This window comes from Bacillus sp. RCC_6_1 (genome assembly GCF_041360755.1).
Taxonomy (GTDB): Bacteria; Bacillota; Bacilli; order Bacillales; family Bacillaceae_G; genus Bacillus_A; species Bacillus_A cereus.
Window position 1 is genome coordinate 634477 of record NZ_JBFUPV010000002.1, and the last position, 26545, is coordinate 661021.

A 26545-nucleotide genomic window follows, 5' to 3' on the forward strand; every position below is an offset into this window, starting at 1 on the left:
GTATGCAATTTGTTACAGAGTGGATCAGAAATATTATCGTTTTTTTGCTCTTAGCGACAATGCTTCATCTTATTCTTCCAAATTCGAATTTGCAAAAATACGTTAAATTTGTTGTAAGTCTTTTGTTAGTCGTATTAATTTTAACACCCCTTTTTAAACTATTGCAGACAGATGTAAATGAAGTAATTGCAAATTTTAATGAAGAAAAGTACGTAGCAGAAGGATCTGTAAAAAATTCAATAGATTCGAAGAAAAAAGAAATACAAGCTCTAACACGTGCATATAGTTTAGAAGAGATGGCTACCAAAATGAAAAAAGAAGTAGGAAAAGAGTTTGAGAAAAAGTATGGTATGGCTGTCTCTGAAATACAAATAGTCGCAGCAGAAAATATAGAAGAAGTAAAGTCAGCGAAAGATATTCAATCTGTTGTTGTGACGTTGAAAGAAAAAGAACGTAGTAAAAATGATGCAATCGAAACAGTAAAGCCAATTGAAATTAACACGAAAGAGCCTCCAAAAAAAGTGGAAGAAACGAATGTAGAAATGAAAGATTTCTTTTCAAGCAGGTGGCAACTAGAGGGTAAACAAATCCAAGTTCAAATGGAAGGGAGGACAGGTAGAGTAAATGGACAATAAAGATAAAAATTCGAAGTTCTCATTTTTTCGAAACTTATTGAATGGGGATCAAAAAGAAAGCAACGAGAAGGGTAAAAAGGTAACACCTAAGTTTTTACTTGTCCTACTCATACTTGGAATTTTGCTTATGTTTTCTAGTAGTCTCTTTTCAAGTAAAAAAGAAGAAGTACCTGTATTTAAAGAACAAAAAACTCAAAACCAAGAAAAAGACGTACCAACTTTCGGACAAAAAAGTAATGATAGTATGTCAAATGTAGAAAAATATGAAAAAGCGTATGAACAAGAATTAAAAACTGCTTTAGAAGAAATAGCAGGAGTAAAAGACGTAACGATTAAAGTGAATTTAGATTCATCTGAAGAAAAAATTTTAGAAAAAAATACAGTGAAACGCTCACAAACAACAGGTGAAACAGATAAAACAGGCGGTAAGAGAGAAGTAGAGGACGAGTCTCTTGATGAAAAGACTGTCATTATACGTGAAGGGGATAAAGAAACTCCTGTTGTTTTACGAACAGAGAAGCCGAAAGTACGTGGTGTTCTTGTCGTAGCAAAGGGAGTGGATAATATACAAGTTAAAGCAATGGTAAAAGAAGCTGTGATAAGGCTGCTAGATGTACCGGCCCATCGCGTTTCAGTTTCACCGAAAAATTGATAGGGAGGAAATAAAGTGTTAAAAAAACAAACAGTTTGGTTATTAACGATGTTAAGTTTAGTTGTTGTACTATCTGTGTATTACGTGACAACTCCTGACAAAATGAATACAGCATCGCCAGCAACAGGTGAAAAGATTGGACAAGAAAAACAAGGTACTGATAAAGCAGTAACAAACGAAGCGCCTAAAGAAACTCCGAAAAAAGAAAATACAAGCAAAGAAACAACAAATAAAGAAACAGACAAAAAAGAAAATGCAAAAAAAGAAACAAGTAAAAAAGAGGGCAATGTATCAGTTCAATCAAGTGATGAGAATTTCACAGCTTTACGTATGCAAATGGAAGATCAGCGTAGTGAACAAAAAGCAAAATTACAAGAAGTGATGAGTTCAACAAAAGCTTCAGCAACAGAAAAGAATAAAGCGAAAGAAAATTTTGATGCCATTACGACAATGGAAACGAAGCAAGAATTACTTGAGACAGTAATTAAATCTCAAGGAGGATATCCAGATGCTCTTGTAAGAGCTGATGGTACTGATATTAGAGTAACGGTTAAAGCGGCAAAACATTCACAGAAAGAAGCAAATAAAATTATTCAACTTGTAAGAAGTGAAGGCGGATCAAAAGATGTAGGTGTGAAATTTGATCCACCAGCGAAATAAGTGAAACTTTAATCCGTAGGGATTTCCCTACGGATTATTATCTTTTACTAAGCAAAGGGTATGCAAATAGTAAAAAGAGTATGTAAGTACGTGTGAATAGAAAAAAGCTATCATTTTCGATAGCTTTTTTCTATTGCGTCTTTGTAATTATTTTTACTATGTTCAGCTCGGAATGGAGAAACACGTTGTGAGTAAAAGATTAATGGTTCATGGTACTGATGATTACTTTTTCCGGATTTGACGTGGATGCAAAGAACGCATGCCCAAACGATTACAGCAGGTAAAAAGAGAATGAGCCATATCATATTTCCACACCTCGACACAATATATTTTCTACACTTTGAACATACTATTCTTATATGAAGGAATGATGAACGGTGTGTAAACAAAAAAAAATATTTGGTAAAAATATGTTATTGACTATAGGTGTGGTGAAGAGTGAAGAGGGAATGGCATGTTTGCTGTGTAACGTTTTGAAAAAGTAGTGAATGTTTTTTAAGAAGTGGTCTTGCCAATTTCGTGTGAAACTTGGTATTATTACTAGGTATTAAATTTTTATTGGAATAATATTTTTACAGGAGTTTCGATTTATTATAAAGAAATATAAATTGGAATGTTTAAAAAATTTATCGTAAGATGGAAATAGTAAATATTTCTATTAGTTAATGAAATATATTTTCTAATAGAATACATCGTATTTTTACAGTCAATCTAGTTTTCGTGACGAGAATCTGTAAAAACGGGACAAACAAGAGTATGGGAGTGGATTTTACATGTTTAAAATTCAAGAAGTTCGCGAATTAATTAAATTAATTGATAGCTCTAATATTGATGAATTTGAATACAAAAAAGACGGTACAACAATCAAAATGAAAAAGCGTGGTAATGAAGTTGTTGCTGTGCAAGCACCTGCAGCAAAACAAGCTATGCAACCAGTAGCGCCTGTTGAAGTTGAAACGAAAGTAGCGGCAGCACAAGCAGAAGCGCCAAAACAAGAAGAGAAGAAGGCTGTTCAAAATGAAAACCTACATAAAATCACATCACCGATGGTAGGTACATTCTATTCTTCTTCTTCGCCTGATACACCTCCATATGTAAGTGTTGGGGATAGAGTATCGAAAGATTCTATCGTGTGTATTGTCGAGGCTATGAAGTTATTTAACGAAATTGATGCTGATGTAGAGGGCGAAATTGTTGAAATTCTTGTTAATAACGGACAGCTTGTTGAGTATGGGCAACCGCTATTTCTTGTAAAAGCGTAATAAGGGAGTCTTTGTGATGATAAAAAAAGTATTAATAGCCAATCGTGGGGAAATTGCTGTACGAATTATTCGTGCTTGTAAAGAAATGGATATTGAAACAGTTGCAATTTATTCAGAAGCAGATAAAGAGTCACTTCACGTACAGATTGCAGACGAGGCGTATTGTGTAGGACCAACGATTTCGAAAGAAAGCTATTTAAATTTGACGAACATTATTAGCGTTGCGAAGTTAACAGGCTGCGATGCTATTCATCCGGGATACGGATTTTTAGCAGAGAATGCAGATTTCGCAGAATTATGCCGTGAATGTAACTTGATTTTTATCGGTCCAAGTCCAGAAGCTATTTCAAAGATGGGCACAAAAGACGTTGCTCGTGATACAATGAAAGAAGCAGGGGTTCCGATTGTACCAGGTTCACAAGGGATTATTAAAAATACCGAAGAAGCGATCGAGCTTGCTAATCAAATTGGATATCCAGTTATTATTAAAGCGACTGCAGGTGGCGGCGGAAAAGGTATTCGTGTTGCACGCCATGAAGAAGAGCTTATAAAAGGAATTCAAATTACACAGCAAGAAGCTAGTACCGCTTTTGGGAACCCTGGTGTATACTTAGAAAAGTACGTTGAAGATTTCCGCCATGTTGAGATTCAAATAATGGCAGATACACACGGAAATGCCATTCATTTAGGAGAGCGTGATTGTACAATTCAGCGCCGTTTGCAAAAACTACTAGAAGAAAGTCCATCACCTGCACTTGATGAAGATATTCGCAAGCAGATGGGTGAAGCGGCAGTTAAAGCGGCGGTAGCGGTTGATTATACAGGTGCTGGTACGGTTGAGTTTATTTATGAATATAAAACGAAAACCTTTTATTTCATGGAGATGAATACGAGAATTCAGGTTGAGCATCCGGTTACTGAAATGGTAACGGGAATGGACTTAATTAAAGAGCAAATTCTTGTTGCTTCAGGAGAAAAGTTATCGTTACAGCAAGAAGAAGTACAATTTAATGGTTGGGCAATTGAATGTCGAATTAATGCGGAAAACCCTGCCAAAAAATTTATGCCATCTCCAGGTAAAGTAGAAATGTACTTACCACCAGGAGGATTTGGTATTCGCGTCGATTCAGCTGTATATCCGGGATATTCAATCCCACCTTTCTATGATTCGATGGTTGCTAAATTAATTGTTCACGGAAAAACACGTGAAGAGGCAATTGCAAAAATGAAGCGCGCACTTAGTGAATTTGTCATTGAAGGCGTACATACAACAATCCCGTTCCATTTGCAATTGCTAGATCATCCTGATTTTGTAAAAGGTGAGTTTAATACGAAATTTTTGGAAGAGCATGAACTTGTGACGCAGTGATACATTAAAGGAGGTTTTTTTCATGGCTGAACATATGTTAGATATGGGTCAAGATACAACTCTTGGTAAAGTAGAAATTGCACCAGAAGTAATTGAAGTAATTGCAGGTATTGCAGCTGCTGAAGTAGAAGGTGTAGCGGCAATGCGCGGTAATTTTGCTACAGATGTTGTTGAGAAGTTAGGTAAGAAAAATCATGGTAAAGGTGTAAAGGTTGAATTAGCAAACGAAGATATTATCGTTGACCTTTATGTTGTAATGTATTTTGGTGTAGCAATTCCAGTTGTTGCACAAAAGATTCAAGACAATATTCGCCAAGCACTCTTTACAATGACAGGACTTGAGCCAAAAGAAGTGAATGTTCACATCGTTGGCGTAACATTCGAAACACAAAAAACAGAAATCGAACCAGTGTAAGAATGAAAAGGTGCCTAGTAACATAGGCATCTTTTTTATCGTTTCATTTCTTCACAAATTACAACCCTCTAATTATTATACTATTTCAAAAAATAAGAAATAAACAAGGAAATGTGTCGTTTTTCCAAAAAACGTACATTGTGATAAGATATGGAACTTGAAGTTAATCTTTTTATTATTTTTCAGCCTTGTAACCCGTGTGTGAAACGATAAATTGTGTTATTATCATTGTATTATAAGGTTGGAAAATCAATGAAAACTGTAAGAGTAAGTGAATTGACGGCTTATAAATTATAATAATATAACAAAGTATAAGGAAAGACTTGAAGCATAAAGGAGAGTTACAATGAAACGTAGGACGGCTAGAGAAAGAGCAATGCAAGCATTATACCAAATGGATATTACAGGTGAATTAGAACCGAAAGTAGCAGTGGAAAACACGCTGGATGAAGGCGAAGAAACAAATGAGTTTCTAGAGTCACTTGTAGTAGGTTTTGTAGAAAATAAAGAAGCAATCGATGAAGCGATTCGTCAAAACTTAAAAAAGTGGAAGCTTGAGCGTATTAGTATTGTTGATCGCAGTATTTTACGTGTAGCTGTGTATGAAATGAAGTACATGGAAGAAATTCCACACAACGTAACAATTAACGAAGCAATTGAAATTGCAAAAACATTTGGGGATGAGGAATCTCGTCGTTTTATTAACGGCGTTTTATCTAATATAAAAGATACACTGTAAATTCTTTAAGGGGGAATCTTAAAATGGTAGCAGTAATCATCAAAGGAAATGAAGTTGCGGAGAAAAAACGAGCACAATTAACAGAAGAAGTTGTGAAGTTGAAAGAGCAAGGTATTGTACCAGGATTAGCAGTTATTTTAGTTGGAGAAGATCCAGCATCTCGTTCTTATGTGAAAGGAAAAGAAAAAGGCTGTGAACAAGTAGGGATTTACTCAGAGCTAATTGAACTTCCTGAAACGATTACTGAGGAACGTTTGCTTGCTGAAATCGATCGCTTAAATGGAGATGACCGTATTAATGGCATATTAGTGCAATTACCTTTACCAAAACATATTGAAGAAAAAGCTATCATTGAAAGAATTTCACCAGAAAAGGATGTAGACGGATTTCACCCAATCAGCGTGGGACGTATGATGACGGGACAAGATACATTCCTTCCATGTACACCGCATGGTATTGTAGAATTAGTAAAAGAAACAAATCTTGATATTTCTGGAAAACATGTAGTAGTAATTGGAAGAAGTAATATTGTCGGTAAACCAGTGGGACAATTGTTTTTAAATGAAAATGCCACTGTAACATATTGTCATTCTAAGACGCAAAATATGAAAGAGTTATCGAAGTTAGCTGATATTTTAATCGTAGCTGTTGGACGACCTAAAATGATAACAGCGGATTATATTAAAGAAGGAGCGGTTGTAATTGATGTTGGTGTTAACCGTTTAGAAACAGGAAAACTTTGTGGTGATGTTGACTTTGACAACGTGTTAGATGTTGCGGGTTACATTACACCTGTGCCAAAGGGTGTTGGTCCAATGACAATCACAATGCTTCTTCATAATACTGTTGAATCTGCCAAACGTGCAGGTGTCGTTTGTAAATAATTTGAGTCGGCTATGAGGAGAGAGAAATGGAGAAGCAATATTTAACCGTTACAGCGTTAACACGCTATATAAAAACAAAAATAGAATATGATCCGCATTTGCAGTCTGTTTGGTTAAAAGGTGAAATTTCCAACTTTAAAAATCATAGCCGTGGCCACATGTATTTTACATTGAAAGATGAAAATGCAAGAATCGCAGCGGTTATGTTTGCGGGCCATAATCGTAATATTAAATTCAAACCTGAAAATGGGATGAAGGTACTCGTGAAAGGGAAAATCTCTGTTTACGAGGCGAGTGGTTCTTATCAAATTTATATTCAAGACATGCAGCCTGACGGAGTCGGGAATTTACATTTAGCGTACGAACAGTTAAAAGTTCGTTTAGAAGAAGAAGGACTTTTTTCTCAAGTTTATAAAAAAGCGATTCCTCCTTACGCTAAAACAATAGGTGTGATTACGTCGCCAACAGGAGCAGCGATTCGTGATATTATAACAACGATTAAACGTCGTTATCCAATTGGGAATGTTATTGTATTTCCGGTACTTGTACAAGGGGAGTCAGCGGCTCCCTCGATTGTACAAGCGATTCGTACAGCGAATGAAATGGGAGAGATAGATGTACTAATCGTTGGTCGTGGTGGAGGTTCTATTGAGGAATTATGGGCTTTCAATGAGGAAATGGTTGCAAGAGCAATCTTTAAGAGTGAAATTCCTATTATTTCGGCAGTAGGCCATGAAACGGATTTTACAATCGCAGATTTTGTTGCAGATTTACGCGCGCCAACACCGACTGCAGCAGCTGAGCTGGCAGCACCTAACATTATAGAGTTACAAGAAAAGGTATTACAAAGAACTCTGAGATTGCAAAGAGCAATGAGAGAGTTAGTACATAAAAAAGAAGAAAAACTACAAGTGTTGCAAAAATCGTATGCGTTCCGTTATCCAAGACAAGTATATGAGCAAAAGGAAGAGCAATTAGATAGAGCGCTAGAACAGCTTGTTTTAGCGAAAGAGCGCTATATTGATAAAAAGGTGAATCAGTTAAAGCAACTTTCATTTTATTTAGAGAAGCACCACCCATCTCAAAAAATTATGCAAACGAAGGTAGCTGTTGAAACGTTGCAAAAGCAATTACAACGTGAAATGCAAACGTTACTTCAAACGAAAGAATTTGCCTTTGTAAGAGCTGCTCAAAAACTTGAAGCGTTAAGTCCGCTTAAAGTAATGATGAGAGGGTACGGGCTTGTATATGATGAAGAGAAGCAAGTGTTAAAAAGTGTGAAAGATGTAAGCCTTGGAGATGCTGTTTCAGTTCAATTACAAGATGGAATACTAGATTGTAGCGTATCAGGCATAGAGGAGCGTGAATTGAATAATGGAAAATAAATTAAGCTTTGAAGAGGCAATTTCGCAACTTGAGCATCTTGTTTCTAAGCTAGAACAAGGTGACGTACCTTTAGAAGAAGCGATTTCTTATTTTAAAGAAGGTATGGAATTATCTAAGCTTTGTGATGAGAAGCTGAAGAATGTACAAGAACAAATGGCAGTTATTCTTGGGGAAGATGGAGAGCTTGAACCGTTTACTGCTTTAGGAGATGAAGCATAGTGACGATTGCTTTTGATACTTTTTTGAAAGAAAGTAAAACTTTCGTAGAAGAAAAACTTGTAAGCTATGCAAATGAATTACAATGTCCAAATGTACTTCGTGAAGCGATGGCATATTCTTTGGAAGCGGGTGGAAAACGTCTCCGCCCGTTACTTTTGTTTGCAACATTACAAGCGTTTGGGAAAGAAAGAAATCTTGGAGTAGGTGCAGCTTGTGCTCTTGAAATGATTCATACATATTCATTAGTTCATGATGATTTACCTTGTATGGATGATGATGATTTAAGAAGAGGAAAGCCCACAAATCACAAAGTATTTGGTGAAGCGATGGCAGTTTTAGCAGGAGATGGCTTATTGACGTATGCTTTTCAAGTTATTATGGCATATGAGCAAAAAGAAATTTCTGCCGAAAAAAAAGTAAGACTTGTACTTGAACTTGCAAAAGCAGCAGGACCAGAAGGAATGGTTGGCGGACAAGTGGCAGATATGGAAGCTGAAGGGAAACGCCTTACGATTGATGAATTGGAGTACATCCATAAACATAAGACCGGAAAACTGCTTGAATTTGCTGTACTTGCGGGTGCGATACTTTCTGATGCGACAGAAGAGCAAGAAGAAAAGTTGCTTACGTTTGCCAAATATATCGGTCTAGCTTTCCAAATTCGAGATGATATTTTAGATGTCGAAGGAACTGAAGAAGAGATTGGAAAACCGATTGGTAGCGATCTTTCTAATGAAAAGAGCACATATACAACGTTGTTTACTGTAGATAGAGCAAAGGATATTTTAGAAGAAACAATTGCAGAAGCAAAAGGTGCGATTAGTTCCTTGCAATTACAAGATGAATATTTACTATCTATTTGTGATTTGATTGCAAAACGTAATAACTAATATAACAGCGTTTTCATTTGTTGAGTCATTCATCATTTTATGATATAAATGTAGGAAAAGGTTTTTCTTTTCTTGTTATTGGCAAAAATATATGTAGATTACATTGCCGTTATCACTTCGTGTTAGCGGCTATTTTTTTCATCGCCTAAAGAAATATGGTTTATAATAGGATTAGGGCGCAATAGACTGGTTAATAGCGGGACAAGACGAAAAATAGAAAAGAGAATTTCTTGTTTTGTGTAAATGTTTTTTATAATATTTGACATGTTGACAGATTATGAAATGAAAGTGAGTGATCCATGTGGATCTAACGCAAATTCAAAACCCTAGTTTTTTGAAAGATATGTCTATCAGTGAACTAGAGGGATTGAGTGAGGATATTCGTAAGTTTTTAATTGAAGAGCTCTCTCAAACAGGTGGACATATTGCACCTAATTTAGGTGTAGTAGAACTCACAATTGCTCTGCACAAATTATTTGATAGCCCGCAAGATAAATTTTTATGGGATGTAGGACATCAATCCTATGTACATAAAATTTTAACTGGACGTGCGAAAGAGTTTGGTACATTAAGGCAATATCAAGGTCTATGTGGTTTCCCGAAACGTTGCGAGAGTGAGCACGATGTATGGGAAACTGGTCATAGCTCGACTTCGTTATCGGCTGCAATGGGAATGGCTCTGGCACGTGATTTAAAGAAAACGAAAGAATATGTTATACCAATTATTGGAGATGGTGCTTTAACAGGCGGAATGGCTTTAGAGGCATTGAACCATATTGGACATGAAAAAACAGACATGATTGTTATTTTGAATGATAATGAAATGTCAATTGCACCAAACGTTGGTGCGCTTCATAATGTGCTCGGTCGTTTACGTACCGCAGGAAAATATCACTGGGTAAAAGATGAATTAGAGTATATATTAAAGAAAATCCCAGCAGTTGGCGGGAAAGTGGCTGCGACAGCAGAGAAAATAAAAGATAGTCTTAAATATTTACTAGTATCTGGTGTCTTTTTCGAAGAGTTAGGCTTTACATATTTAGGTCCAGTCGATGGGCATGATTATGAAAAGTTATTCGAAACGTTGCAATATGCAAAGAAAACAAAAGGCCCAGTGCTTGTTCACGTTATTACGAAAAAAGGAAAAGGTTATAAACCGGCTGAGAGTGACGTTATTGGAACTTGGCATGGAACAGGACCTTATAAAATTGAATCAGGTGACTTCGTTAAGCCGAAAGAAGTTGCACCAGCATGGAGTGCTGTCGTTAGTGAAACAGTACTTAAGCTAGCGAGAGCGGATGAGCGTATCGTAGCAATTACACCTGCAATGCCTGTTGGATCAAAACTTGAGAAATTCCAAAAAGAATTCCCAGATCGTATGATTGATGTAGGTATTGCAGAACAGCATGCTACAACAATGGCAGCAGGTATGGCAACGCAAGGAATGAAGCCATTCTTAGCGATTTATTCAACATTTTTACAAAGAGCATATGACCAAGTTGTTCATGATATATGCCGCCAAAATTTAAATGTTTTCATCGGAATAGATCGCTCGGGATTAGTAGGAGCAGATGGTGAAACGCATCAAGGCGTATTTGATATCTCATTCTTACGTCACTTGCCGAATATGGTGCTTATGATGCCGAAAGATGAAAATGAAGGGCAACATTTAGTTTATACGGCGATGCAATATGAAGATGGACCAATCGCATTGCGTTATGCTCGCGGTAATGGACTTGGCGTTCATATGGATAAAGAATTAAAGGCGATTCCAATCGGTACGTGGGAGACGTTAAAAGAGGGGACACAAGCAGCTATTTTAACGTTTGGTACGACAATACCAATGGCAATGGAAGCAGCTGAGCGTCTTGAAAAAGCTGGGGTTTCAGTGAAAGTAGTGAATGCTCGCTTTATTAAACCAATGGATGAAGCATATTTACATGATCTTCTAGGAAAGAATATACCGATTTTAACGATTGAAGAAGCTTGTTTAATCGGTGGTTTTGGAACAGGAGTAGTTGAATTTGCATCTGAAAATGGTTACCATAGTGCATTAGTTGAACGAATGGGTATTCCAGACCGCTTCATAGAGCACGGAAGTGTAACAAAATTATTAGAAGAAATTGGTTTAACGACAGATGCTGTTGTAGACCGTATTCATACAATGATTCCATCAAAACAAAAAAGGGCGTAACAAATGAGCGTAAAAAAAGAAAGAGTAGATGTACTATTAGTAGAGCGAGGACTTATAGAAACGCGTGAGAAAGCAAAGCGCGCCATTATGGCCGGACTCGTATATGCAAATGAGATGAGACTTGATAAGCCAGGAGAGAAAATCTCGCAAGATACTGAGATTACGGTGAAGGGACAAGTTATGCCGTATGTAAGTCGTGGTGGTTATAAACTTGAAAAGGCATTAGAGACATTTCATCTTGATTTACAAGATAAAGTTATGATAGATATTGGTTCATCAACTGGTGGCTTTACAGATTGCGCGCTTCAAAATGGAGCGAAATTATCTTATGCATTAGATGTAGGATACAATCAACTAGCGTGGAAATTACGTCAAGATGAGCGTGTTGTTGTAATGGAACGAACAAACTTCCGTTACGTGACACCAGCAGACTTAGAACGTGGTTTACCTCAATTTGCAAGTATTGATGTTTCATTTATATCATTAAAGCTTATACTGCCAGTTTTAAAAACAATGCTTATGCCTAACGGAGATGTAGCAGCGTTAATTAAACCGCAGTTTGAAGCTGGAAGAGAGCAAGTTGGGAAAAAAGGTATCGTTCGTGATAGAAAAGTACATGAAGCTGTTGTAGAAATGATTGTCGAGTTTGCTTTAAAAGAAGGCTATGATGTGGAAGGTTTAACATTCTCACCAATTACGGGTGGGGATGGTAATATTGAATTTTTAATTCATCTGAAATGGCATGGTGAACGTGAGAATGGCGAAAATCATTCTCCGATTTCTATAGAGCAAGTTGTTACAGAAGCGCATGACGTTCTAAAACAAAAAGGGAAAGGGGAATAACATATGTTGTTCCTCTTTTTGCTGTAATTGTATAATGATTGTAAAAACAATTGTGTACAAGAAACGAATTATAAGTTAACATAAATAAGTGAAGTATACCAATGTTTAAACTATGGTAAGAGATAGTGTGAGGTGCAAATGTATGAATAAAGGTCAGCGCCATATTAAAATCAGGGAAATTATTGCAAACAAAGAAATTGAAACACAAGATGAATTAGTTGATATTTTACGTAATGAGGGATTTAATGTAACGCAAGCAACAGTATCGCGCGATATTAAAGAACTGCACTTAGTGAAGGTGCCATTACATGATGGGCGCTATAAATATAGCTTGCCAGCAGATCAACGATTTAACCCGTTACAAAAATTAAAACGAAATCTAGTGGATTCATTTGTAAAATTAGACACGGCAGGACATATGCTTGTGCTAAAAACATTGCCTGGTAACGCTCATTCACTTGGAGCACTTATTGATCATTTAGAGTGGGATGAGATCATCGGAACCATCTGTGGTGATGATACTTGCTTAATTATTTGCCGTACACCTGACGATACAGGTGTTGTCTCTGATCGTTTCTTAAATATGTTGTAACAAAAAATCTTGTTTGCTTTCCATCGTAAAGTGGAAAGTGAACAAGATATTTTTATTGGTTAAAAATATGAATTTTCAATTGTAATATAATATTTTGTTTGCATAAAGTTAAAAAATAGATGGATTGACCCGTAAAACAAATGTTTGGTACAATGAAGCGGGTTAGAAGAGTATATACATACAAATATATAGCATGATTATTTGAATGAAGAACTGAGAAAATCCTTTAGTAAGGGATTATTTTATAACGAGGTGAATGGGGCATTGTTATCGGAATTATCGATTAGAAACTTTGCTATTATTGAAGCATTAAATATTTCTTTTCAAAAAGGTTTAACGGTTTTAAGCGGTGAAACAGGGGCCGGAAAATCGATTATTATTGATGCAATTAGTTTACTTGTAGGTGGCCGTGGGTCAGCAGAATTTGTTCGATATGGAACAGAAAAGGCTGAGATTGAAGGGCTATTTTATGTTGAAGATGAGAAGCATCCATGTATTGAAAAGGCAGAAGAGTTAGATATAGAAATAGAAGATGGTATGATTATTTTAAAGCGTGATATTGCTGCGAACGGGAAGAGTGTATGTCGTGTAAATGGGAAGCTTGTTACACTTAGCATATTAAAAGAAATTGGGAAAACACTTGTTGATATTCATGGACAGCACGAAACGCAAGATTTAATGAATGAAGAACGACATCTGTTTATGCTTGATCACTTTGATGGGGATCGAATCGTTAAACAATTAGACATATATCAAAACGTATACGCTGACTATGAAAAATTAAAAAAACAATTGAAATCGTTAAGTGAAAATGAGCAACAAATGGCACATCGCTTAGATTTAATTCAATTTCAGCACGAGGAAATTCGCAAGGCGGATTTAAAGATGGATGAAGAAAATGAATTAACTGAGGAACGATTGCAAATTTCTAATTTTGAAAAGATTTATAAAGCGTTAGGTGATGCATATCGTTCTTTAAGTGCCGACGGACAAGGATTAGATAATGTAAGAAGTGCAATGGGGCAAATGGAAAGTATTACACATTTAGATGAAGTGTATCAAGAGAATCATGATTCAATTGCAAATAGCTATTACTTATTAGAAGAGGTTGCCTATCAACTGAGGGAAAAGCTCGATATGATGGAATATGATCCAAATCGTTTAGATGAAATTGAAACACGTTTGAATGAAATTCGTATGCTAAAGAGAAAATATGGAAATAATGTAGAAGAGATTTTAGCGTATGCTGATAAAATTGAACAGGAAATTTTTACGATTGAAAATAAAGACGTTCATATTGAAACGACGAAGAAACAGTTGAAGGAATTAGAAAGTGTTATTATGAAAGAAGCAACGTTGTTAAGTAATATGCGTCATGAGCTTGCAGAACACCTTACAAATGCAATTCATCAGGAATTAAAAGAATTATATATGGAAAAAACGAAATTTGAAGTGAGAATTATGAAGAGAGAAGGAAATGCAGAAGAGCCCCTTGTGGAAGGTGCGCCGGTAAGACTTACGGCGGATGGTTACGATCATGTGGAATTTTATATTTCAACGAACCCAGGAGAGCCGCTAAAACCACTTTCAAAGGTTGCTTCTGGCGGAGAGTTATCTCGTATCATTTTAGCTTTAAAAAGCATTTTTTCTAAGCATCAAGGGGTTGCATCTGTTATTTTTGATGAAGTGGATACGGGTGTAAGTGGCCGGGTCGCACAGGCTATTGCGGAAAAAATTTATCGAGTATCAGTAAACTCGCAAGTACTTTGTATTACGCACTTACCTCAAGTAGCTTCAATGGCAGATTCACATTTATTTATTCGAAAACAAGTAGCGAATGATCGGACAATTACATCAGTTACTGTTTTAACTATGGAGGATAAAGTAACAGAAATAGCTCGAATGATTTCTGGTGTGGAAATCACAGATTTAACGACAGAGCATGCGAAAGAATTACTTACGCAAGCGCATCATTTTAAACAGACAGCAGAGGCTATCCAGTAATGGATAGCTTTTTTTCTCAAATGACGATTTCTTAATTCTTCCGGTTATAAATAAAGCACTGCAAGGAGAGATTAAAAAGTGAAGCCAAGAGGCTGAATGTGGGGTAGGAGCGAGGAGAGTGAACAAGTTGAAATTAGAAAAATTTCGAAAAATAATAGGTCTTTGTCTCCTTGTTTCTTTAGTTTTTATTGGATGTTTTAAACCGCTTCGAACGTTTATTTCATCACCGAAACAACTTGTTGTTTTTGAAGGGCAACAATCAGAAATATCATCATTACCAGTTTTCAAAGCTTCATCCACAAATCGTCATGTATTTACAGTGAGTTCGAATGAACAAAAACAAGGACTTATGGTAAATTCTCATCAAAATGGTGAAGCTGATATGGTATTTCAGCTTGCTGGTTTTCCAGTGAAAAAAGTAAATGTGAAAGTGTTAAAAGATTTTAAAGTGATTCCAGGTGGACAATCAATTGGTGTGAAATTAAATACAAAAGGTGTACTTGTTGTAGGCCATCATTTAATTCAAACTGAAAAAGGTAAAATATCTCCTGGTGAAACAGCAGGTGTACAAATTGGAGATATGATTACTGAAATTAATGGTAAAACAATTGAAAGAATGAGTGATGTAGCACCGTTTATTCATAATAGTGGAGAAACAGGTGAACCGCTTAATCTTGTATTGTTAAGAGATGGAAAATATATTCGTACGAAGCTAACTCCACAAAAAGACAACGGTGAATCGTCTTATCGAATTGGCTTGTATATCCGTGATTCGGCAGCTGGAATTGGAACGATGACATTTGTTCATCCAGATTCTATGAAATATGGGGCACTTGGTCATGTTATTTCTGATAATGATACGAAAAAGCCGATTCAAGTCGAAGATGGACAAATTATGCGCTCGACAGTTACATCAATTGAAAGAGGTAGTCATGGGAATCCAGGGGAGAAATTAGCAAGATTCTCACCAGACCGTGAAGTGATTGGCAATATTACAATTAATAGTCCATATGGTATTTTTGGAAAATTAAATACGAATATGAAAAACGGTATAATGGATAAAGCAATGCCTATCGCATTATCTCATCAAGTAAAAGAAGGACCGGCAAAAATATTAACAGTTATTGATCAAGATAAAGTAGAAGCGTTTGATATTGAAGTTGTTAGTACAGTGCAACAAAAATTCCCAGCCACAAAGGGTATGGTAATAAAAGTAACAGATAAACGTCTATTAGCGAAAACGGGCGGTATCGTACAAGGAATGAGCGGAAGTCCAATTGTACAAAATGGAAAAGTAATTGGTGCTGTTACACATGTATTTGTAAATGATCCAACATCAGGATATGGTGTTCATATTGAATGGATGTTACATCAAGCTGGAATTAATATTTATGATCAAGAGAAAAAAGCGAGCTAATATATATTATTAGCTCGCTTTTTCTGTTGAAAAATTCGTTGAAATTTTGTAAAAGCTCCGCAAGAGGTGTTTTTTGTTGTAAAATAAAAGGAAAGGGTTGAACGTTTCGTTGTATTTCTATGATGGAATGTGTTGCGAAAGGGAATAAATGAACGATAAACATATTTTTTTGTGATTTTATCGGAAAGTAAGAAACTTTAAAAGGGAATTTTCACACAATTGTCGAACAATTCATGTAGCCTAGAAGGATACACATGTCGGAGAATCGATTCGGTAAGGGAGGAAAAGCTGTGGAGAAAATTAAAGTATGTCTTGTGGATGATAATAAAGAACTAGTATCAATGTTAGAGAGCTATGTAGCCGCTCAAGATGATATGGAAGTAATCGGTACTGCTTATAATGGTCAAGAGTGTTTAAACTTATTAACAGATAAGCAACCTGATGTACTCGTTTTAGACATTATTATGCCACACTTAGATGGTTTAGCTGTATTGGAGAAAATGCGACATATTGAAAGGTTAAAACAGCCTAGCGTAATTATGTTGACAGCATTTGGCCAAGAAGATGTGACGAAAAAAGCAGTTGACTTAGGTGCCTCATATTTCATATTAAAACCATTTGATATGGAGAATTTAACGAGTCATATTCGTCAAGTGAGTGGTAAAGCAAACACTATGATTAAGCGTCCACTACCATCATTCCGATCAGCCACAACAGTAGATGGAAAACCGAAAAACTTAGATGCGAGTATTACGAGTATCATTCATGAAATTGGTGTACCCGCTCATATTAAAGGATATATGTATTTACGAGAAGCAATCTCCATGGTATACAATGATATCGAATTATTAGGATCGATTACGAAAGTATTGTATCCAGATATCGCAAAGAAATATAATACAACAGCAAGCCGTGTGGAGCGCGCAATTCGTCACGCAATTGAAGTAGCTTGGAGCCGTGGGAATATTGATTCTATTTCGTCCTTATTCGGTTATACAGTATCCATGTCAAAAGCAAAACCTACGAATTCTGAGTTTATCGCAATGGTTGCGGATAAGCTGAGACTTGAACATAAAGCTAGTTGAGAGTAAAAGTAGTAAGGGATTTAAGCTTTAGTAAAGCTTAATAATTCTTGAAATTGATACTCGATATCAAATTTAAAACCAATGAACTTTTTATTTAAAGACCAATGAATGTTATAATTCGTTGGTCTTTTTATTTTGTTGAGAAAAAGAGATTATTTGATAGTATGGAAAATAAAACCTATTTTTAGTAATATTACATGTAAGTGAGTTTTTTATAAGGCAATAAAATAGATATAGATAGGGAGAAGGGGAATGGAAAATAAAATTTCAACTTGGCTAGGAATAGTAGCAGCTATGGGAGTTCTTGCTATTGCAGTTACATTTGGAATGTTAGAACTTGCAGATAATCCCGTAGATAAAGAAGTGAGTGCTCAAATAGATAAAAAAGAAGACCAAACAATAGTAGGTAGAGAGGTAGATGGGGTCTTTGTTGATGTGTATGTTACTGAAAATTCTACTGAAAGCGAAGTCATTACAGCGATGCATCGCATGACTCATCAAAAAGTGGTGGCAGAACGAAAATCGGGCTCTATCCCAATGATTCAAAGTAATACTAAAAAATTAAAAGAAATTATAAATAAGAGTAGCTTTGCGAAGAAAAATGAACTTTTAGCAATTGCTGATAGATGGGCGAAAAAAGATTTTAGTAAAATTGTAGAAGATCACAATTATTTCTCAGATGCTCAAGAAGATAGCGTTTGTAAAGCAACTAGAGCAATGAATGCGTTAGAAGAGCAACATTATATTTTAACTACATTCGGGGAGGAAAAAGCGAAAGAACTATACGAATCAGGGGATGCTCCGCACGTTCAATAAAAAACAATATAAAGGGCTTCTAGTTTTTTATGATCGTGTTTTTAGGACGCAATGGGGACTTATAAATAAATGGTCTGCTTTCTTTATAACGTGTAACAAAAAAGAAAAGATGTGATTCATTATTAAATGATGAAGGAACGGCATCCGTGATATAATAGAAAATAATAAAAAGTCCTGCAAAAAACAGGACTGTATTATTCTTCGTCTTTATTTTGTTTTTCTAATTCAACTAGTTTTTGAATTAAAATGTGCTGCGGCATATGCATGAGTTGTTCAAGTGGAACACCTAGTGCTTTTGATAAGCGGACTGCAGTATCTGGAGAGATTTGTAATGGTCTCATAGAAGTACCTCCTTTTTCGTATAGTATAGCATAAGATTGGGGGAGTGAGGATGACTCTTATATTTGCACATCGTGGTGCGGCTGGAACGTACCCAGAAAATACAATGATTTCATTTGAAGCAGCTGAGTCTTTTAGAGCGGATGGAATTGAACTTGATGTTCAATTAACGAAAGATGGAAAAGTTGTCGTCATTCACGATGAAACGGTGGACCGGACAACAAATGGAAAAGGTGCGGTTCGGAATTATGTATATGAGGACTTATGCAAGTTAGATGCAAGTTATAAATTTGGTGATAAAGTAGGTTTTTGTAAAATACCACTTTTAGAAGAGGTATTAGAATGGCTTGAACAAACGAGTTTGCTACTTAATATTGAACTTAAAAATAATAAAATTCCATACAGAGGTTTAGAGGAAGAAGTTATAACGCTTGTACGGAAATTTAGTCTAGAGGATCGTGTTATATTTTCTTCGTTTAATCACTACAGTATGAAACGGTGCCATATGATGGCTCCTGATATTCAAACAGCAATTTTATATCGCGAAGGTTTGCATAGTCCGTGGGCATACGCGAAAAAAATGGGGGCTACAGCAGTACATCCGAATTATCGTTATCTTCAAGATGCTATTGCCGAACTAACGATGGAAAGTGGTGTAGAAGTTCGCCCTTATACAATTAATGAAGAAACGCTTATGCGTAAATATTTTGATATGAATATATCGGCGATTATTACTGATTACCCTGAAACGGCAAGAACGTTATTGCCAATAAAAAAATGAGACCGCGTGTAACGGTCTCATTTTTTTATTTATAAATAGTGGGGCATTCCTATCTTCTAAAGCGAGCTTGTACTTTATTTCGTTTGCGATCTCGGTGCAAGACGAAGCCACCAAAGATATAAAACCCGAGCGCGAAGCAGAGAGCGCCGATTAAAAATTGTAACCACAGTATGGAAATTGGTGGAAATAGAATCCCGAATACAGTATCTCTCATTAACTTTATACCAAACACAGCTAATGAAATAGGGATGAGTGCTAATAGTAGAGCAACGTAACGCTGCATACATAACGCTCCTTTTCAGATTATTTCGTATATTTTAATGATGTTATACGGAAAGGGGGTTTGTCAAGAGGGTGCTGAACGAGTAAGATAAGGGTGTGAAAAAATTTGCAGAGTTACTTCGAGAGGAAGTGTAATATATGAAACAAAAAGTATTAATTGTTGGTGCAGGTGAAGGCGGGAGCGCGCTGCTGAATCTGTTACAAAGTTCGAATATATTTCAAATTATAGGGATTATTGATATAAATCCGTTGGCAAAAGGACTACAAATTGCTAAGGAATACGGGATTGCAATTGGAGAAAGTGTAACTCCATTTCTTTCTATGCATATCGATGTAATATTTGATATGACAGGTGAAGATGATGTACATAAAGTTTTATCAGAAAAAAAGAAAAAAGACACTCTTCTTATACCAGGTGATATTGCAAAAATTGTTACAGGATTAGCGCATGAGAAGGAAGGGCTAATTGGGCGGTTAGAGGAACAGACGCAACAAGGAGAATTAATTTTAAATTCTACACATGACGGCATGATTGTAATTGATCGAGAGGGACAAGTTCGTCTTTTTAATAAAAGTGCAGAGCGTATTATCGGATATAAAAAAGAAGAGGCGATAGGAAAGTATATTTTAGAAGTCATTCCAACTAGTAAATTACTTCGCATTATACGTACGAAACAAATAGAAGTAAATTATGAACTGACATTAGAGAATGGAAAGAAAATTATTACAACGCGTATTCCAATATTAAAAGAAGGAGGAGAGGTACAAGGGGCATTTGCAATTTTTAAAGATATAACAGAAGTTGTAGATCTTGCGGAAGAAGTTACAGACTTAAAAGAAATTCAAACACTATTAGAGGCAATTATTAACTCATCTGAAGAAGCGATTTCGGTTGTGGATGAAAAAGGAAGAGGTTTAGTCATTAACCCAGCATATACGAAATTAACGGGTTTAACAGAAGAAGATATTATTGGGAAGCCTGCTACAACTGATATTGTAGAAGGCGAAAGTATGCATATGAAAGTACTTCGAACGCGTCGTGCGGTGCGCGGAATACATATGAAGATTGGGCAAAAAAAGCGAGATGTAATTGTAAACGTAGCACCAGTTATTGTGGATGGAATATTGAAAGGAAGCGTCGGTGTTATCCGTGACGTGTCGGAAATTCAAAAATTAACAAATGAATTGAATAGAGCAAGGCAAATTATTCGTACATTAGAAGCAAAATATTCATTTGATGATATTGTCGGAAATTCAGATGAAACAACGGCAGCTATCGAACAGGCGAAGCTAGGAGCGAATACACCAGCAACAGTACTGTTACGCGGGGAATCTGGGACTGGTAAAGAATTGTTTGCACATGCAATCCATAATGGAAGTAATCGAAAATACAATAAGTTCGTCCGTGTAAACTGTGCGGCCATTTCGGAGACGTTGTTAGAAAGTGAATTATTTGGTTATGAGGAAGGGGCGTTTTCTGGAGCGAAAAGAGGCGGGAAACGTGGGTTCTTTGAGGAAGCGAATAACGGTAGTATTTTTTTAGATGAAATAGGGGAGTTGTCTGCAAATACACAAGCGAAACTCCTTCGTGTATTGCAGGAAAAAGAAATTGTAAAAGTTGGTGGAACGAAAGCGATACCTATTAATGTTCGAGTAATTGCAGCGACACATGTGAATTTAGAAAAGGCTATTCTAGAAGGGAAGTTTAGGGAGGATTTATATTATCGATTAAATAAAATTCCAATTCAAATTCCATCTCTTCGTCAACGTAAAGGAGATATACCGACAATTGCGGACAGATTGATTCAAAAAATTAATCAAGATTACGGTCGTAATGTAGAAGGGCTCACTGATTCAGCCGTTTTATATTTACAATCATACGAATGGCCAGGAAATGTGAGGGAACTTGAAAATATTTTGGGGAGAGCTATTATCTTTATGAATTATAACGAGACCTATATTGATGTACACCATTTACCGCCATTACATAACGAAGAGCAGGTGGAGTCAAAGCAATCTCATTTATTACCTGAATTAGAAGAAAAGCCACTTGAACATTTAGTGACAGAGTTTGAAGGGAATATTATTTATGAATATTTGGAGAGATTTGATGGGAATAAAACACAAACTGCAAAAGCGTTAGGAATTTCCGTTCGAAATTTATATTACAAGCTAGAAAAGTATGACCATGCAAAAAATAGCATGCAATAAATTGCGTACCGTGCAATTTATTGCATGGTATACAAAAAGCGACAAAATAAGACAGAATCTTTCGTTATTTTCCAAAGCATTGATTTTACTGCATTTTGAATGCGTTTTCATTATTGGTAAGACCACTTTTAAAAGTTGGCACGGTATTTGCTTTATAAATAGACGAGGGACGACGGAAAGGGTTGATTACAAAATATGAAGTTAGAATACTTAATTGATCAAGCAGCAGGAAAGCCTAAAAAAACTGTGGCTGTAGCAGTAGCTGAAGATCATGAAGTAATTGAAGCTGTAGCGAAAGCAATTAAATTACAGCTAGCTCAATTTCGTCTATATGGAAATCAAGAAAAAATAATGGGGATGCTACAAGAACATGGTTTACAAACTTCAGAACATGTTGAAGTGATTGCAGCAATGTCTAGTGCTGAAGCTGCAGAACTTTCTGTTAAAGCTGTGAGAAATGGTGAAGCAGATGTGCTTATGAAGGGGAACATCCCAACAGCGAATATTTTGAAGGCTGTGTTAAACAAAGAGTGGGGCCTACGTAAAGGTAGCGTACTTTCACATGTAGCAGCATTTGAAGTTCAAAATTACGACCGTCTTATTTTCGTTACAGATGCAGCGATGAACATCGCACCTGACGTAACACAAAAAGCTGCTATTATACAAAATACTGTAGAAGTTGCCCAGGCAATAGGAATCGACTTGCCCAAAGTGGCACCAATCGCAGCAGTAGAAGTTGTGAATCCAGCGATGCAGGCGACAATTGATGCAGCGATGTTAACACAAATGAATCGCCGTGGACAAATTAAAGATTGTATCGTTGATGGACCACTTGCTTTAGATAATGCAGTATCACAAATTGCAGCAGAGCATAAAGGCATAGTAAGTGATGTAGCAGGTAAGGCAGATATTTTACTCGTCCCAACGATTGAAGCTGGAAATGTGCTATATAAATCACTCGTATACTTTGCGGATGCAAAAGTAGGAGCAATGATTGCTGGCGCAAAAGCACCGATTGTTTTAACATCTCGTGCTGATTCAGCAGAAACAAAAGTATATTCATTAGCATTGGCAGTTGCGACTGCTTCAAAATAAACCAAAAAGGGTAAAACATTAGGGGGAAACGACAATGACATTAGAAATCTTCGAATACTTAGAAAAATATGATTATGAGCAAGTAGTATTTTGTCAAGATAAAGAATCTGGTTTAAAAGCAATTATTGCAATTCATGATACAACACTTGGACCGGCTCTTGGTGGAACAAGAATGTGGACATATGATTCTGAAGAAGCGGCGATTGAAGATGCATTGCGTCTTGCAAAAGGGATGACATACAAAAACGCAGCAGCTGGTTTAAACTTAGGTGGTGCGAAAACAGTAATTATCGGTGATCCTCGTAAAGATAAGAGCGAAGCAATGTTCCGTGCACTAGGACGTTATATCCAAGGACTAAACGGACGTTACATTACAGCTGAAGATGTTGGTACAACAGTAGATGATATGGATATTATCCATGAAGAAACTGACTTTGTAACAGGTATCTCACCATCATTCGGTTCTTCTGGTAACCCATCTCCAGTAACTGCATACGGTGTTTACCGTGGTATGAAAGCAGCTGCAAAAGAAGCTTTCGGTACTGACAATTTAGAAGGAAAAGTAATTGCTGTTCAAGGCGTTGGTAACGTAGCATATCACCTATGCAAACATTTACACGCTGAAGGAGCAAAATTAATCGTTACAGATATTAATAAAGAAGCTGTACAACGTGCTGTAGAAGAATTCGGTGCATCAGCAGTTGAACCAAATGAAATTTACGGTGTTGAATGCGATATTTACGCACCATGTGCATTAGGCGCAACAGTTAATGATGAAACTATTCCACAACTTAAAGCAAAAGTAATCGCAGGTTCTGCAAATAACCAATTAAAAGAAAATCGTCACGGTGACATCATTCATGAAATGGGTATTGTATACGCACCAGATTATGTAATTAATGCAGGTGGCGTAATTAACGTAGCAGACGAATTATATGGATACAATAGAGAACGTGCACTAAAACGTGTTGAGTCTATTTATGACACAATTGCAAAAGTAATCGAAATTTCAAAACGCGATGGCATAGCAACTTATGTAGCGGCAGATCGTCTAGCTGAAGAGCGCATTGCAAGCTTGAAAAATTCTCGTAGCACTTACTTACGCAACGGTCACGATATTATTAGCCGTCGCTAATCATTCATATATAACTTTTACAAAAGGCGTGGTTACCTCTTATGAGGTTTCCACTTCCTTTTGAATTTATTAGTGGAGGTAGCAACATTGTCTGTAAATCGAATTCTTGTTATTAACCCAGGTAGTACATCCACAAAAATTGGTGTTTTTGATAATGAAAGACCCGTTTTAGAAGAAACGATTCGTCATGACGTAGAACAGATTGGGAAATACAAGCGAATTATCGACCAATATGAGTTTCGAAAAGAAACGATTTTAGAAGTTCTACATTCTCATGGTATTAACATTTCAAAATTAAACGCTGTTTGTGGACGTGGTGGATTACTTCGTCCAATCGAAGGCGGTACGTATACAGTAAACGATGCAATGTTAGAAGATTTAAAAAATGGGTTTAGCGGTCATCACGCTTCAAACCTTGGAGGCATTTTAGCATATGAAATTGCTTCTGGATTAAACATTCCTGCATTTATTGTGGATCCTGTCGTTGTAGATGAGATGGAGCCAGTTGCTCGTATAAGTGGTATTGCTGGTATGGAACGTAAAAGTATCTTCCATGCATTAAATCAAAAAGCAGTTGCTCGTAAAGTAGCCGAACAGTTAAACCACAAATATGAGGATTTAAATTTATTAGTTACACATATGGGCGGTGGTATTACAGTTGGTGCTCATAAAAAAGGAAGAGTAATCGATGTGAATAACGGTTTAAACGGAGAAGGACCATTTAGTCCAGAGCGTGCTGGTACAGTACCAGTAGGGCAACTAGTAGAAATGTGTTTCTCTGGTGAGTATTACCGAGATGAAATGATTAAAAAGCTTGTCGGACAAGGTGGACTTGTAAGTTTAATCGGTACAAATGATGCGATTAAAGTAGAGAAAATGGTTGAAAAAGGTGATCCTGAAGCAACTCTTATTTATAAAGCAATGGCATATCAAGTTGCAAAAGAGATTGGCGGAGCTAGCGCTGTACTTCACGGGAAAATCGATGCAATCGTATTAACTGGTGGACTGGCATACAGTAAAATTCTTGTCGATGAAATAAAAGAGCGAGTGGACTGGATTGCAGATGTTATCGTACATCCAGGCGAAGATGAGTTAGAAGCGTTAGCAGAAGGAGCACTTCGTGTATTACGTGAAGAAGAAGCTCCAAAAGAATATGTTGTACGTGAAAAAGAAACGGTAGCTAGGGGTTGAGATAATGGCAAAAGAATATGATTTAGTCATCGTTGGCGGCGGTACTGGTGGATATGTTGCTGCAATTCGTGCATCACAACTAGGGTTAAAAACTGCACTAGTCGAAAAAGAAAATCTTGGTGGTACTTGTTTACACAAAGGATGTATCCCTAGTAAAGCTCTTTTACGTAGTGCGGAAGTATATGCAACTGCTAAAAAAAGCGAAGAGTTCGGAGTTATTGCAAGCAATGTAGAACTAAACTTTGCGAAAGTACAAGAGCGTAAAGAGAAGATTGTAACGCAGCTTCATAAAGGCGTTCAACACTTAATGAAACAAGGTAAAATTGATGTGTTTGAAGGTATTGGCCGTATTCTTGGCCCATCTATTTTCTCTCCGATGCCAGGGACAATTTCAGTTGAACTTGCAAGTGGAGAAGAGAATGAAATGTTAATTCCAAAAAATGTACTTATTGCAACAGGTTCTCGTCCAAATTCATTACCAGGTTTAGAATTAGACGGAGAGTACGTAATGTCTTCAGATCATGCCCTAAAAATGGAAACGCTTCCTAGTTCGATTATTATCGTTGGTGGCGGTGTAATCGGTATTGAGTGGGCATCTATGCTTGCTGACTTCGGTGTAGAAGTTACAGTATTAGAGTATGCAAAAACAATATTACCACTAGAAGATCAAGACGTTTCAAAAGAAATGCAACGTCTATTCAAGAAAAAAGGTATTAAAGTGGTAACTGGTGCAAAAGTATTACCAGAAACATTGGTAAAAGATAATGGAGTAACAATCCAAGCTGAACACAACGGTGAAAATAAAGAATTTAAAGCAGAAAAAATGCTTGTATCTGTAGGAAGACAAGCGAATACGCAAAATATTGGCTTAGAGAACACAGATATCGTTGTGGAAAAAGGATACATTCAAACAAATGAGTTTTATCAAACGAAAGAATCGCATATTTACGCAATTGGAGATGTAATCGGTGGCCTGCAACTTGCTCACGTTGCTTCTCATGAAGGAATTGCTGCAGTAGAACATATTGCAGGGAAAGAAGTTACACCAATTGATTACTCTATGGTATCAAAATGCGTATATAGCAGTCCAGAAGTTGCTTCTGTCGGTTTAACAGAACAAGAAGCGAAAGAAAAAGGCTATAAGTTAAAAGTAGGTAAGTTCTCATTCCGCGCAATCGGAAAAGCACTTGTATACGGAGAATCAGATGGTTTCGTAAAACTTGTAGTTGATGAAGAGACAAATGACATTCTTGGTGTTCATATGATTGGACCACATGTAACAGATATGATTTCTGAAGCGGGTCTTGCAAGAGTACTTGATGCAACACCTTGGGAAGTAGCACATACAATTCATCCGCATCCATCATTATCTGAGGCGATTGGTGAAGCAGCACTTGCTGTAGATGGAAGAGCGTTACACGCATAAAAATGTGGATTTAGGAGGTTATG

The 26545-nt window shown here is 36.5% G+C and carries 27 protein-coding genes; 24 read left to right on the forward strand and 3 right to left on the reverse strand.

From position 1 onward, the window contains the following. The first annotated feature begins 2 nt into the window (after positions 1-2). Genes spoIIIAF through AB6801_RS09465 form a run of 3 tightly spaced genes read left to right on the forward strand, consistent with a single transcriptional unit; the run spans position 3 to position 1947 of the window. Positions 3-635 (forward strand): stage III sporulation protein AF, encoded by a 633-nt coding sequence (spoIIIAF, locus tag AB6801_RS09455; RefSeq protein ID WP_001161033.1) that lies wholly within the window; start codon positions 3-5, stop codon positions 633-635. Further along, complete coding sequence (spoIIIAG, locus tag AB6801_RS09460) at positions 625-1287, forward strand: stage III sporulation protein AG (RefSeq protein WP_000368890.1); 663 nt, start codon at positions 625-627, stop codon at positions 1285-1287. The genes spoIIIAF and spoIIIAG overlap by 11 nt, the downstream gene beginning before the upstream one ends. A 15-nt stretch (positions 1288-1302) precedes the next feature. After that, positions 1303-1947, forward strand: coding sequence for a SpoIIIAH-like family protein (locus AB6801_RS09465; protein ID WP_000914710.1), 645 nt, complete (start codon positions 1303-1305; stop codon positions 1945-1947). Between the two features lie 110 nt (positions 1948-2057). Here AB6801_RS09465 and AB6801_RS09470 read toward each other — a convergent pair whose 3' ends face one another. Next, a complete protein-coding gene (locus AB6801_RS09470; protein WP_002101315.1) occupies positions 2058-2252 on the reverse strand; it encodes a hypothetical protein in 195 nt (64 codons plus the stop codon). A gap of 468 nt (positions 2253-2720) precedes the next feature. On the opposite strand from AB6801_RS09470, the gene accB reads away from it, so the two are divergent. The 15 genes from accB (at position 2721) to AB6801_RS09545 (ending at position 18062) form a co-directional block, all read left to right on the forward strand. Then, positions 2721-3209, forward strand: a complete 489-nt coding sequence (gene accB / locus AB6801_RS09475) for an acetyl-CoA carboxylase biotin carboxyl carrier protein (RefSeq protein WP_000472859.1) — start codon at positions 2721-2723, stop codon at positions 3207-3209. Between the two features lie 16 nt (positions 3210-3225). Then, positions 3226-4578, forward strand: a complete 1353-nt coding sequence (gene accC / locus AB6801_RS09480) for an acetyl-CoA carboxylase biotin carboxylase subunit (protein ID WP_000592870.1) — start codon at positions 3226-3228, stop codon at positions 4576-4578. A gap of 22 nt (positions 4579-4600) precedes the next feature. Beyond that, a complete protein-coding gene (locus AB6801_RS09485; protein ID WP_000807630.1) occupies positions 4601-4993 on the forward strand; it encodes an Asp23/Gls24 family envelope stress response protein in 393 nt (130 codons plus the stop codon). Between the two features lie 346 nt (positions 4994-5339). Continuing rightward, the gene (gene nusB, locus AB6801_RS09490; protein ID WP_000830247.1) at positions 5340-5732 is read left to right on the forward strand and encodes a N utilization substance protein NusB; all 393 of its coding nucleotides are present in this window, start codon (positions 5340-5342) and stop codon (positions 5730-5732) included. A 23-nt stretch (positions 5733-5755) separates the two neighbouring features. Beyond that, on the forward strand, positions 5756-6616 hold the full coding sequence (gene folD, locus AB6801_RS09495) for a bifunctional methylenetetrahydrofolate dehydrogenase/methenyltetrahydrofolate cyclohydrolase FolD (protein WP_000226732.1): 861 nt from the start codon (positions 5756-5758) through the stop codon (positions 6614-6616). Positions 6617-6642: 26 nt separating this feature from the next. Beyond that, positions 6643-8001, forward strand: a complete 1359-nt coding sequence (xseA, locus tag AB6801_RS09500; protein WP_000415249.1) for an exodeoxyribonuclease VII large subunit — start codon at positions 6643-6645, stop codon at positions 7999-8001. Further along, positions 7991-8221 carry an exodeoxyribonuclease VII small subunit gene (gene xseB, locus AB6801_RS09505; protein ID WP_000428423.1) on the forward strand — a complete coding sequence of 77 codons (231 nt, stop codon included), beginning with the start codon at positions 7991-7993 and terminating at the stop codon, positions 8219-8221. The genes xseA and xseB overlap by 11 nt, the downstream gene beginning before the upstream one ends. Continuing rightward, positions 8221-9111 carry a (2E,6E)-farnesyl diphosphate synthase gene (gene ispA, locus AB6801_RS09510; protein ID WP_000150374.1) on the forward strand — a complete coding sequence of 297 codons (891 nt, stop codon included), beginning with the start codon at positions 8221-8223 and terminating at the stop codon, positions 9109-9111. Before xseB ends, ispA begins: the two co-directional genes overlap by 1 nt. Before the next feature lie 301 nt (positions 9112-9412). Then, complete coding sequence (gene dxs / locus AB6801_RS09515) at positions 9413-11305, forward strand: 1-deoxy-D-xylulose-5-phosphate synthase (RefSeq protein ID WP_000366454.1); 1893 nt, start codon at positions 9413-9415, stop codon at positions 11303-11305. Between the two features lie 3 nt (positions 11306-11308). Next, entirely contained in the window at positions 11309-12148 is an 840-nt protein-coding gene (locus tag AB6801_RS09520) for a TlyA family RNA methyltransferase (RefSeq protein ID WP_000111874.1), read from the forward strand. Positions 12149-12290: 142 nt separating this feature from the next. Continuing rightward, entirely contained in the window at positions 12291-12740 is a 450-nt protein-coding gene (gene argR, locus AB6801_RS09525; RefSeq protein WP_001032580.1) for an arginine repressor ArgR, read from the forward strand. A gap of 264 nt (positions 12741-13004) precedes the next feature. After that, the gene (gene recN, locus AB6801_RS09530; RefSeq protein ID WP_000947765.1) at positions 13005-14744 is read left to right on the forward strand and encodes a DNA repair protein RecN; all 1740 of its coding nucleotides are present in this window, start codon (positions 13005-13007) and stop codon (positions 14742-14744) included. Positions 14745-14862: 118 nt separating this feature from the next. Next, positions 14863-16161, forward strand: coding sequence for a SpoIVB peptidase (gene spoIVB / locus AB6801_RS09535; protein ID WP_002000940.1), 1299 nt, complete (start codon positions 14863-14865; stop codon positions 16159-16161). Positions 16162-16451: 290 nt separating this feature from the next. Further along, positions 16452-17246, forward strand: coding sequence for a sporulation transcription factor Spo0A (gene spo0A / locus AB6801_RS09540; protein WP_021727703.1), 795 nt, complete (start codon positions 16452-16454; stop codon positions 17244-17246). Between the two features lie 252 nt (positions 17247-17498). After that, positions 17499-18062 carry a PRK06770 family protein gene (locus AB6801_RS09545; protein ID WP_098340814.1) on the forward strand — a complete coding sequence of 188 codons (564 nt, stop codon included), beginning with the start codon at positions 17499-17501 and terminating at the stop codon, positions 18060-18062. Positions 18063-18256: 194 nt separating this feature from the next. On the opposite strand, the gene AB6801_RS09550 is transcribed toward AB6801_RS09545, so the two are convergent. Then, on the reverse strand, positions 18257-18403 hold the full coding sequence (locus AB6801_RS09550; protein ID WP_001247671.1) for a YycC family protein: 147 nt from the start codon (positions 18401-18403) through the stop codon (positions 18257-18259). A 50-nt stretch (positions 18404-18453) separates the two neighbouring features. On the opposite strand from AB6801_RS09550, the gene AB6801_RS09555 reads away from it, so the two are divergent. Beyond that, positions 18454-19182 carry a glycerophosphodiester phosphodiesterase gene (locus tag AB6801_RS09555; RefSeq protein WP_000172580.1) on the forward strand — a complete coding sequence of 243 codons (729 nt, stop codon included), beginning with the start codon at positions 18454-18456 and terminating at the stop codon, positions 19180-19182. Between the two features lie 49 nt (positions 19183-19231). On the opposite strand, the gene AB6801_RS09560 is transcribed toward AB6801_RS09555, so the two are convergent. Further along, on the reverse strand, positions 19232-19465 hold the full coding sequence (locus AB6801_RS09560) for a DUF2627 domain-containing protein (protein WP_001190210.1): 234 nt from the start codon (positions 19463-19465) through the stop codon (positions 19232-19234). A 137-nt stretch (positions 19466-19602) separates the two neighbouring features. Here AB6801_RS09560 and AB6801_RS09565 point away from each other — a divergent pair, with 137 nt between their 5' ends. The 5 genes from AB6801_RS09565 to lpdA all read left to right on the forward strand — a co-directional run bounded on the left by AB6801_RS09565 (position 19603) and on the right by lpdA (position 26522). Continuing rightward, positions 19603-21675: a sigma-54 interaction domain-containing protein gene (locus AB6801_RS09565; protein WP_098291376.1), complete on the forward strand. Its 2073-nt coding sequence runs from the start codon at positions 19603-19605 to the stop codon at positions 21673-21675. Between the two features lie 195 nt (positions 21676-21870). Continuing rightward, positions 21871-22770 carry a phosphate butyryltransferase gene (yqiS, locus tag AB6801_RS09570; protein WP_000764670.1) on the forward strand — a complete coding sequence of 300 codons (900 nt, stop codon included), beginning with the start codon at positions 21871-21873 and terminating at the stop codon, positions 22768-22770. 34 nt (positions 22771-22804) lie between these two features. After that, positions 22805-23905, forward strand: coding sequence for a leucine dehydrogenase (locus tag AB6801_RS09575; protein ID WP_000171357.1), 1101 nt, complete (start codon positions 22805-22807; stop codon positions 23903-23905). Positions 23906-23992: 87 nt separating this feature from the next. Further along, entirely contained in the window at positions 23993-25096 is a 1104-nt protein-coding gene (buk, locus tag AB6801_RS09580) for a butyrate kinase (RefSeq protein ID WP_000115780.1), read from the forward strand. A 4-nt stretch (positions 25097-25100) separates the two neighbouring features. Continuing rightward, on the forward strand, positions 25101-26522 hold the full coding sequence (lpdA, locus tag AB6801_RS09585; protein WP_001051289.1) for a dihydrolipoyl dehydrogenase: 1422 nt from the start codon (positions 25101-25103) through the stop codon (positions 26520-26522). Positions 26523-26545 lie beyond the last annotated feature (23 nt).